The organism is Azospirillum sp. B506, from assembly GCF_000333595.1.
In the GTDB taxonomy this organism is placed as follows: Bacteria; Pseudomonadota; Alphaproteobacteria; order Azospirillales; family Azospirillaceae; genus Azospirillum.
Map to the genome: position 1 here is coordinate 1 of NZ_BADK01000141.1, position 9,250 is coordinate 9,250.

Here is a 9,250-nt window from a genome sequence, read left to right on the forward strand (position 1 = left end):
CGCACGGACCTGGATCGACGGCCCGTTCCGGCGCCAGCAGCAGCGCGGCGCCGACAAGCATCGGCACCCGACCCTCGCGCGCAGCGGCAAGCCCGAGAACGGCAGTGCGGAAACCGGCACGCAGGGCACGCTCCGGCCCTGGGCTGGCGGGGAACTGGACTCTTCCGGTGCGGTCATCGGCGGCGCCAACACTTGGTGGAAGCGGGCGCGAGTCTACGCATTCGCCGGAGTCGCCGCAATCCCGCGGATGGACGGCGCCAAAAGGAACCGGGCGGGAGAACGGGAGACCGCTGGGATGATGGGTGGACGGGGCACCCCGCTTCCGCTCAGCGCGCCTTCATCGCCCCGGGCTTGGCCGGCAGCCGGTCGAGCAGCTCGTCGATATAGGCAGTCTCGTCCTTGCCGGACATGGCGGCGAAGCCCTTCAGCATCTGGCTGCTGAAGGTGAAGACGCCGGCAAGGTCGATGTGCCACGATCCGCCTTCGCGGACGAAATCGGCAGGGACCAGCGCCGGCCGGTTGTCGACCATCAGCAGGCCCGACGCCCGGTCGCCCTTCACCCGCACCTGTCCCAGCGCGCTGCGGGAGATGACGTTGGGTCCGAGCCAGCCGGCAGTCAGCGCGTGGTTGGCGATGTCGCCGACCGACATGCGGCGCAGCTCCGCCGGGCCGAGATAACGGCGCAGGCCCATGGCGGCGAAGCGCTCCGCCGGTTCCAGCCGCTGCAACGGCGCGTCGCCGGGCTGGCGGGCGGCATCGCGCACCGATTCCAGCGTCTTGACCGAATTGCGGGTGAGCAGCGGAATCACCGCCGAGCCGCGCTTTTCGGCCAGCGCGCTGCGGGCGGCGTCGAAGGTGGCGGCGACCTCGCGCTCCTCCGGCGTTTCGCGCGGCGGGGCGGCGAAGCCGGTGGCGGCGGCGATCAGGACGACGAAGAAGGCGAGAAAGGCGACACGCATGTCGAACACAACCCAAGAGCGGTGAGGAAGGTCACGCCTTCGCCTCGACGCCGAAGAATTCGAGCTGCCAGCGCATCTCTTCATCGGTCATCGGATAGTGCGTGCCGTCGCGAGCATTAAGCGCGGTTTTTGGCGGAATCTGGGCGAGCCGCAACTGGACCTGCCGGGCGAAGCGCATGGTCAGCCCGGCACGCCACACCAGGGCGGTGACGGCGCGTGGCGCATGGGTGGCGACGATGCGGTCCACCACCGGCAGCGGAATCTGCGACAGCTCCGCCAGGGCGGCCATGACGAAGCCGCGGTCGCCCTCCACCATCGATCCCTCGATCAGCTTCTCGGTCAGCTTGCCTTCCTTGTTCAGGCGGGCCGCCTTGTCTCCGGGACGTTCGACCGGCTTCTCCGGTCCGGCGGCGGCACCGCCGACCGCCTCCTCGCCGAAATCGACCGGGCCGGACGGCAGGCCGGGGGCTCCTGCGGCGGCCTGCCCGACCCGTTGACGCACCGCCTCCACCAGCCCGCGCGTGGCGTCGGGGTCGAGGTCGTCACGATCCTGCAGCACCTTCAGCAGCTTGTCGGCGACAAAGCTGGCCAGCCGCGCCACCGCACGGGCCGGCAGCCGCGGGCGGCGGACCAGCGGCGAATGCCACGGCTCATGCTGCGGCGCCTGGTCGAGGATGCGGTCGAGGGTCTCCTCACGGATTTGGGCCGACGGGTTGCCGAGCAGCGCCGTCACCGCCGCCTCGTCGTCCGACCGCGCGATGGCATCGGCGACGGAAGCGCTGACATTCTGCCGGCTGGCGATGGCGGTCATCGCGCCCCGCACCGGCCCCTTCATGATGATGTCGGTCAGATCCTCCTCGGTGAGGATCGGCGAATGCTGCAGCACAGGGGCGCAGACCGACAGCTCGACGTCGCGGGCCAGCCGGTTGATGACGCCATGCGGGGCGTTGGGCAGGTCCTTCAGCGCTTCGGCCAGGATGCCGCGCACCTCGGTCGCCTGGTCGCGCGCCAGGGTTTCCAGGCACTCGACCGTCAGCCGCTCGATCTGCATCGCCTGGTCGGCCGACAGTTCCGGCAGCAGGCGGGCGATCTTCCGCGCCACCGCCTGCCGCACCATCACCTCGCGGTCCTTGGCCAGCAGCAGGTCGGCCTGCCGTGGAGTCCCGGCATTGGTGGCGATGGCGCGCCGCACTTCGGCCGCGGCATCGGCGGCAAGGAAATACAGAAGTTCAGGCCGGGTCCTGGGATGTTCGGCCACCTTCCGGCGGACAGCCGGATCCTCGCTCTGCACCATCCGCTTGGCGGATTCGTAGTCGGCGGGGTCGAGTGCCTCGGGACGCGGGTTGGCGGGCGGGGTCACGGGGCAGGCTCCGGGGCGGAAACGTCGGGTGAAGAGATCCGGGATGCCGCCTGATGGGCGGGGGCCAGGGCGTAATGGCCCTTGCCGCTCTTCTTGGCGTCGTACATGGCGGCGTCGGCGCGCTCCGTCAACTCCCGCACCGATTCGCCGCGACCCGGCACATGCACGGCGATGCCGATCGACAGGCCCAGCGGCTTCTCGGGGCTGGCCGACAGGTGGACCAGATCGCGCATGCCGGTCAGCAGCCGGTCGGCGACGATGCGGGCCTTCGCCTCGTCGGTGCGGCCCAGCCACAGCACGAACTCGTCGCCACCAAGCCGTCCAGGCAGGTCGCCGGGCCGCACCCCGGTGGTCAGCAGCGTGCCGATCGCCTTCAGCACCGCGTCGCCCTGCTGGTGGCCATGCAGGTCGTTGACCGCCTTGAAATTGTCGAGGTCGACATAGAGCANGGCGGACGGCCCGCTGTCCGGCCGGGAGATCGACTCCTCCAGCCGCTCGAGAAGTGCGGCGGTTGAACAGGCCGGTCAGCCCGTCGCGCTCCGACAGCCGGCGCAGCCGCTCCTGATAGGCGAGATGGGCATGCGCGATGCCGATATGGTCGGCCACGCCCGACATCAGCTGGCGGTCGTCGTCGTCCCATGGCTCCGAATCGGCGGTGCGCCAGACCAGAAGCGCGCCATTCACCAGCTGCCGGTATTCGGTCCGGTCGCCGATCAGCTGGACATCGCCGAGCCGGTCGACCACCAGCCCTTCGCCATTGGCGATGCGGTCGAGCAGCCCGCAGCCGACATCCGGAAGCTTGGCGCCGAACTCCGCCACCAGCGACAGGACCACGCGCCCGCCGCCGGTCCCGCTCCCCTCCTCCGCCCGGTAAATCCGGCAGCCGTCGGCGCTGAGCGCCCTTGCGGTCTCGGTCGCGGCAACGGCCAGCGCCTCCGCGGCGTCGAGACGGTCGCGCAGGGTGTGGACGATGTGGCCCAGCAGGCGCTCGCGGTACCGGATGCGCGCCAGCTCGTTGGAGCGCAGCACCTGATCCGTCACGTCGCGGCAGACGCCGCGGGCGCCGATCCAGTCGCCCTGGGGTCCGAACAGCGGCAGGGCGGAGGCGACGACGCAGGCCGGCGCGCCATCGGCGCTTTTCAACCAAAGCTCGGTCTGGTCGACCGCACGCCGGCAGTCGAAGGGAAGCGGCAGGTCTTCCGCCTCCTCCAGCGCCAGGGTGCGCGGGTCGCGGCCGATCAGCGCGTCGGCCGGATAGCCGAGGGCGCCCTTGTGGCTGACGAAGACAAAGGTGCCGTCCGGCCCGGTTTCCCAGGCGAAGTCGGAGGAGACCTCCACCAGATCCTTGTAGCGCCGTCGCGATTCGGTCAGCGTGTGCCGCAGCTGCCGTTCCAGCGTGTCGTCGCGGCCCAGCAGCAGGAACCCGCCGTCCAGCAGCGGCACGCCGGCCCATTCGACGATCATGATCCCGCGCAGCGATTCCACCGGCACCGACCGCAGCCCCGGCGCCACGCTGGACGCCGACAGCCAGTTGCGCAGCTCCGGCAGCCAGCGCGCATCGCTGTCCATCATGTCTTCCGCCTCGGCATTGGCCTCGACGACAGCAAGAGCCGCATCCATCCGCAGGGCCGGGCCGGGATACAGCGCGACCAGGGTCGCTTCGCCGGTCTGGCCGGCGGCGGAGGCGGTGTTACCGGTGGTCAGGGGAAGATCCACGACAATCCCAGAGGGCAATCCACGCGGCTTGCGGGCCACGAGGCAGACGAAGCGATAAATCTTAGGCTGCAAACCGTTGCAAGCCCTGTTCCATGCTACCTCTTTAGGGATTAATCTTCAATCAACCTACGAGACAGGGGAAGTCCCCATAGCGGTGACGTGGCAGGTGACCGCACCGGCGACCGCGACCTCGTGAAGCGCCTTGCGGCCGGATGGCGACGGCCCCATTCTTGGGGGATGACCGTCCCGACCTCCCCCGCCGCACCGGCGCCCGGTTCCGCAACCGGCTCCGCCACCGGACCCGTGACCGATCCCCTCGCCGCCCTGCGCGACCGCGCGGTGTGGGTCTTCGATCTCGACAACACGCTCTATCCGGCGTCCTGCAATCTGTTCGCGCAGGTCGACCGCCGGATCAACGAGTTCATCGCCACCCATTTCAACATCGGCATGGACGAGGCGCGGGTGCGGCAGAAACGGTTCTTCCGCGACTATGGAACCACGTTGCGCGGCCTGATGACGGAGCATGATGTCGATCCGGCCGCCTACATGGACTATGTCCACGATATCGACGTCACCGGCGTCCAGCCCTCCGCCCTGCTGGCCGATGCGCTGGCCCGTCTGCCCGGCCGCAAGATCATCTATACCAACGGCTCGGTCCGCCATGCCGAGAATGTCGCCGGCCGGCTGGGCATCCTCGACCGGTTCGAGGCGGTGTTCGACATCGCCGCCGGCGGCTATGTGCCCAAGCCCGATCCCCGCCCCTATGCCACGCTGGTGGAGCGCCACGGCTTCGACCCGGCCGACGCCTGCATGGTGGAGGACATCGCCCGCAACCTCGCCCCCGCCCATGCGCTGGGCATGACCACCGTCTGGGTCCGCGGCGAGCAGGAATACGAGAAGGCCGGCGTCGGCGCCGGGGTCCACATCGACCACACCGTCGACGATCTGCCCGCCTGGCTGGCAGCGGTGGCGGGAGTCTAGGCGCTTTGTCGCAAACCGGCCGATGCCGGCCGCGGGTGTGGTTGACAGGGGGCGCTATGCGGCTCCATGGTGCCGTCCCTTGGACAATCGACAGCAGAACGACCGCGCCATGAGCCACGCCAGCCTGCAAGCCACCATCGACGCCGCCTGGGAAAACCGCGCCGATCTCACCACCGCCACCACCGGCCCCGTCCGCGACGCCGTGAACGCGGCGCTCGATGCGCTGGATGCCGGCGACCTGCGTGTCGCCGAGAAGACCGCGGACGGCTGGAAGGTCAACCAGTGGCTGAAGAAGGCCGTGCTGCTGTCCTTCCGCCTGAACGCCAACGAGATGATCCCCGGCGGCCCCGGCGGCTCCTCCTGGTACGACAAGGTTCCGCCGAAGTTCGAGGGCTGGAGCGAAGGCCAGTTCCAGAATGCCGGCTTCCGCGCCCTGCCCGGCGCCATCGCCCGCAAGTCGTCCTATGTTGCCCCCGGCGTCATCCTGATGCCGAGCTTCGTCAATGTCGGCGCCTATGTCGACAGCGGCACCATGGTCGACACCTGGGTCACCGTCGGGTCCTGCGCCCAGATCGGCAAGAACGTCCACCTGTCGGGCGGCGTCGGCATCGGCGGCGTGCTGGAGCCGCTGCAGGCCGACCCGGTCATCATCGAGGACAACTGCTTCATCGGCGCCCGCTCCGAGATCGTCGAGGGCGTGATCGTCGAGGAAGGTGCTGTCATCTCCATGGGCTGCTACATCGGAGCCTCGACCAAGATCATCGATCGTCACACCGGCGAGGTCTTCATGGGCCGCATCCCGGCCTATTCGGTCGTCGTCCCCGGCTCGCTGCCCGGCAAGCCGCTGCCCGACGGCACGCCCGGCCCCAGCCTGTACTGCTGCGTCATCATCAAGCGCGTCGACGAGAAGACCCGGTCCAAGACCGCGATCAACGACTTGCTGCGGGATTGATCCGGCAGCCGTTCCACCGTCACCCCCGCGAAGGCGGGGGTCCAGGCGTCGCACACAGCACTCCGGCCTCTGCACCTGGATCCCCGCCTTCGCGGGGATGACGACCGGCGGAGGCCGGGCCGGTTGGAAAAGAGCAGCATGACCATCGACCCCGTCGCCCTCGCCCAGGATCTGATCCGCTGCCCCAGCGTCACGCCGCGCGACGACGGCGCGCTCAGCGTGCTGGAGGCGGCGCTGGCGCCGATGGGCTTCACCTGCCATCGCCTGCGCTTCCAGCAGGAGGGAACCGAGCCGGTCGAGAACCTCTATGCCCGGCTCGGCACCGACGGTCCCAACTTCTGCTTCGCCGGCCACACCGACGTGGTGCCGCCCGGCGACAAGGGCTGGACGGTCGACCCCTTCGCCGGCGCGGTGATGGGCGGGCGGCTGTTCGGCCGCGGTGCGGTGGACATGAAGGGTGCAATCGCCGCCTTCGTCGCCGCCGTCTCCCGCCGATTGCAGGACGGCCCGCCCGCCGGCTCGGTCAGCCTGCTGATCACCGGCGACGAAGAAGGGGTGGCGATCAACGGCACCCGCAAGGTGCTGGACTGGCTGGCCGAGCGCGGCGAGCGCATCGACGCCTGCGTGGTGGGGGAGCCGACCAACCCCAAGGCGCTCGGCGACATGATCAAAATCGGCCGGCGCGGCAGCCTGACCGGCTTCCTGACCGTGTTCGGCGCGCAGGGCCACGTCGCCTACCCGCATCTGGCCGACAACCCGCTGCCGCGGCTGGTCCGCATGCTGGCCGCCATCACCGAAAACCCGATGGACGGGGGCACGGCACATTTCCAGCCCTCCACCCTGGCGCTGACCACCATCGACGTCGGCAACAAGGCGACCAACGTCATCCCGGCCCAAGGCAAGGCGATCTTCAACATCCGCTTCAACGACGCCCACACCCCGGCCAGCATCGAGGCGTGGCTGCGCCGCAGCTTCGACGCCATCGGCGGCGCCTATGAGCTGGAGATCTATTGCTCCGGCGACAGCTTCGTCACCCCTCCCGGCCCGCTGACCGAGCTGGTGGCCGACGCGGTGGAGGGAGTGACCGGACGCCGGCCGGACTACTCGACCACCGGCGGCACGTCGGACGCCCGCTTCATCAAGAATGTCTGCCCGGTGGTGGAGTTCGGGCTGGTCGGCCAGACCATGCACAAGGTGGACGAATATTGTTCGGTGGAGGATCTGCGCCAGCTGACCGCCATCTATGAGTCGATCCTGAAGGGCGTGTTCACGCGCCTTGCCGGGTGACCAGCCTGACCGGGACGCTACGATGCCGCTGACCCCCCCCGCCATCCTGTCCGCCCTGACCGGCGCCTGGCGGCTGGCCCGCTTCGACCGGACGGGGATGGAGTTCTTCGACCGCACGCCCGACGGCGCGCTGAACTCCTTCTACGCCGCATTGGTGGTTCTGCCGGCCTATGCGCTGCTGCTGGCGATCCGCCTGTGGGACCAGCTGGACGGCACGCCGGTCCTGCAGCTGGTGACGGTGGAGGGCATCGCCTACATCGTCAGCTGGACCGCCTTCCCGCTGGCGCTGTTCCGCATATCGGCGCTGCTGGGCAAGGAGCAGCTCTATCCCGGTGCCTTGAGCGCCTACAACTGGTCGGCGGTGGTGCAGATGGCGATCTATCTGCCGGCCATCCTGCTGTCCGCCACCGGCCTGTTGCCATCGGGGGTGTCCGAGGCGCTGGTCTTCGGCGTGATGATGGCGATGCTGACCTACCAGTGGTTCGTCCTGCGCACCGCCCTGTCGCTGTCGGGCCTGGCCGCCGCCGCGCTGGTGATGCTGGACCTGTTCCTGTCGGCGGCGATCAGCGATCTGGCGGATGGGATGCTGTGAGGGCCAGGGAAGCCCTCACGACACCCTGAGCCATCCTTACCCCTGCGTGCTGACACCCGCGTCGGCGAAGGTCGCCATGCCGGCATGGCAGGCGACGGCCGACTTGACGATGTTGATCGCCAGCGCCGCACCGGACCCTTCGCCCAGCCGCATGCCGAGATCGAGCAGCGGCTCCTTGCCGATCAGCTGCATCAGGCGGGTGTGCCCCGGCTCGACCGAGCGATGGGCGACCATGCAATGGTCGAGCGCGCGGCGGTCTGCCTTGTAGAGCACCGCGGCGGCGGCGGTGCAGGCGAAGCCGTCGAGCAGCACCGGAACGCGGGCGACGCGGGCAGCCAGGATGGCGCCGGCAATGGCGGCGAACTCGTAGCCGCCCAGGCAGCGCAGCGCCTCGAACGGATCGTCCTTGGCCTGCGGGTTGGCGGCGACGCCGGCCTCGACCGCGGCGATCTTGCGGGCCAGCCCGGCATCGTCGATGCCGGTGCCGCGGCCGGTCCAGTCGGCCGCCTCGCCGCCGAACATGGCCAGGCACATCGCCGCCGCCGAGGTCGAGTTGGCGATGCCCATCTCGCCGAGCGCCAGCAGCTGGACGCCCATTTCAACCGCCATCATGCCATAGGCCATGGTGCGGCAGCACTCCTCCTCACCCATGGCCGGACCCTGGGTGAAGTCGGCGGTCGGGTTCTCCAGGTCCAGCTCATAGACGCGCAGGTCGGCGTCGGCCACCTCGCAGAGCTGGTTGACCGCAGCCCCGCCATTCTGGAAGTTGGCGACCATCTGCACCGTCACCTCGGCCGGATAGGCCGAGACGCCGCGGGCGGCCACACCATGATTGCCGGCGAAGACGGCGACGCGGGGGCGGCGCACGTCGGCCGGGTGCTCACCCTGCCAGGTCGCCATCCACTGCGCGATCTCCTCCAGCCGGCCGAGCGAACCGGCCGGCTTGGTCAGCTGCCGTTCGCGCTGGAGGGCCGCGGTGCCGGCCTCCAGGTCGGGGCCGGGCAGGTTGCGCACGAGCGCGCGGATTTCCTCGAAGGTAACGGCGGGCTGCTGGTTGCTCATGATCGGTCCTGAGGGGTGAGCGCCAAAAACGGCGCGACCTTGCACCCATCCGGCCGTCAAGTCAAAGCGCCAGCGTAGGGCATTTTGCCCCTTCCCCGCCCGGTCATCTCCAATCGGTCAACGGACCTGACGCCGGCTTCACGCCGCCTTGGCGACCGCCTGGGTTTCGGTAGCGCCCGCGGTGGCCGACGTCACCGGCGTCGCCGATTCGGAACCGACGATCCGGCCCAGCCCCAGCCCGAAGCCAACGGCGACGCCACTGCCCCCCGTCTGGTCGGTCCGCACCGGCTCGTCGCGCATGCGGCGATGCTCCTTGTCGCGCAAGCGGGCGGGCCGGCCGC

Annotated in this window: 8 protein-coding genes and 2 pseudogenes; 4 read left to right on the forward strand and 6 right to left on the reverse strand. The window is 69.7% G+C overall.

The window, feature by feature from the left end; translation table 11 throughout:
* Positions 1 to 326: 326 nt before the first annotated feature.
* From I71_RS05190 to I71_RS39495, 4 genes and pseudogenes are all read right to left on the reverse strand, one after another.
* Entirely contained in the window at positions 327 to 959 is a 633-nt protein-coding gene (locus I71_RS05190) for a hypothetical protein (protein WP_042691723.1), read from the reverse strand.
* Positions 960 to 990: 31 nt separating this feature from the next.
* Entirely contained in the window at positions 991 to 2,253 is a 1,263-nt protein-coding gene (locus I71_RS05195; protein WP_307188960.1) for a DUF2336 domain-containing protein, read from the reverse strand.
* 62 nt (positions 2,254 to 2,315) lie between these two features.
* Positions 2,316 to 2,810, reverse strand: coding sequence for a GGDEF domain-containing protein (locus I71_RS39490; protein ID WP_307188961.1), 495 nt, complete (start codon positions 2,808 to 2,810; stop codon positions 2,316 to 2,318).
* A gap of 589 nt (positions 2,811 to 3,399) precedes the next feature.
* Positions 3,400 to 3,939: pseudogene (locus I71_RS39495) on the reverse strand (PAS domain S-box protein); the annotation flags it as partial.
* A 333-nt stretch (positions 3,940 to 4,272) separates the two neighbouring features.
* Here I71_RS39495 and I71_RS05205 point away from each other — a divergent pair.
* The 4 genes from I71_RS05205 (at position 4,273) to I71_RS05220 (ending at position 7,847) form a co-directional block, all read left to right on the forward strand.
* Positions 4,273 to 5,016, forward strand: a complete 744-nt coding sequence (locus I71_RS05205) for a pyrimidine 5'-nucleotidase (protein ID WP_042691706.1) — start codon at positions 4,273 to 4,275, stop codon at positions 5,014 to 5,016.
* A gap of 109 nt (positions 5,017 to 5,125) precedes the next feature.
* Complete coding sequence (dapD, locus tag I71_RS05210; protein WP_042691710.1) at positions 5,126 to 5,968, forward strand: 2,3,4,5-tetrahydropyridine-2,6-dicarboxylate N-succinyltransferase; 843 nt, start codon at positions 5,126 to 5,128, stop codon at positions 5,966 to 5,968.
* 138 nt (positions 5,969 to 6,106) lie between these two features.
* Complete coding sequence (dapE, locus tag I71_RS05215; RefSeq protein ID WP_042691726.1) at positions 6,107 to 7,255, forward strand: succinyl-diaminopimelate desuccinylase; 1,149 nt, start codon at positions 6,107 to 6,109, stop codon at positions 7,253 to 7,255.
* Between the two features lie 22 nt (positions 7,256 to 7,277).
* A complete protein-coding gene (locus tag I71_RS05220; RefSeq protein WP_042691714.1) occupies positions 7,278 to 7,847 on the forward strand; it encodes a hypothetical protein in 570 nt (189 codons plus the stop codon).
* Positions 7,848 to 7,883: 36 nt separating this feature from the next.
* Here I71_RS05220 and cobT read toward each other — a convergent pair whose 3' ends face one another.
* Both cobT and I71_RS35600 read right to left on the reverse strand, forming a co-directional pair.
* On the reverse strand, positions 7,884 to 8,909 hold the full coding sequence (gene cobT, locus I71_RS05225; RefSeq protein WP_042691719.1) for a nicotinate-nucleotide--dimethylbenzimidazole phosphoribosyltransferase: 1,026 nt from the start codon (positions 8,907 to 8,909) through the stop codon (positions 7,884 to 7,886).
* A gap of 138 nt (positions 8,910 to 9,047) precedes the next feature.
* Positions 9,048 to 9,250 (reverse strand): annotated as a pseudogene (locus I71_RS35600) (hypothetical protein); the annotation flags it as partial.

Coding starts and splice junctions, on each gene's coding strand:
- I71_RS05190 (WP_042691723.1), bottom strand. CDS start 959: ATGCGTGTCGCCTTTCTCGCCTTCTTCGTCGTCCTGATCGCCGCCGCC.
- I71_RS05195 (WP_307188960.1), bottom strand. CDS start 2,253: ATGGTGCAGAGCGAGGATCCGGCTGTCCGCCGGAAGGTGGCCGAACAT.
- I71_RS05205 (WP_042691706.1), top strand. CDS start 4,273: ATGACCGTCCCGACCTCCCCCGCCGCACCGGCGCCCGGTTCCGCAACC.
- dapD (WP_042691710.1), top strand. CDS start 5,126: ATGAGCCACGCCAGCCTGCAAGCCACCATCGACGCCGCCTGGGAAAAC.
- dapE (WP_042691726.1), top strand. CDS start 6,107: ATGACCATCGACCCCGTCGCCCTCGCCCAGGATCTGATCCGCTGCCCC.
- I71_RS05220 (WP_042691714.1), top strand. CDS start 7,278: ATGCCGCTGACCCCCCCCGCCATCCTGTCCGCCCTGACCGGCGCCTGG.
- cobT (WP_042691719.1), bottom strand. CDS start 8,909: ATGAGCAACCAGCAGCCCGCCGTTACCTTCGAGGAAATCCGCGCGCTC.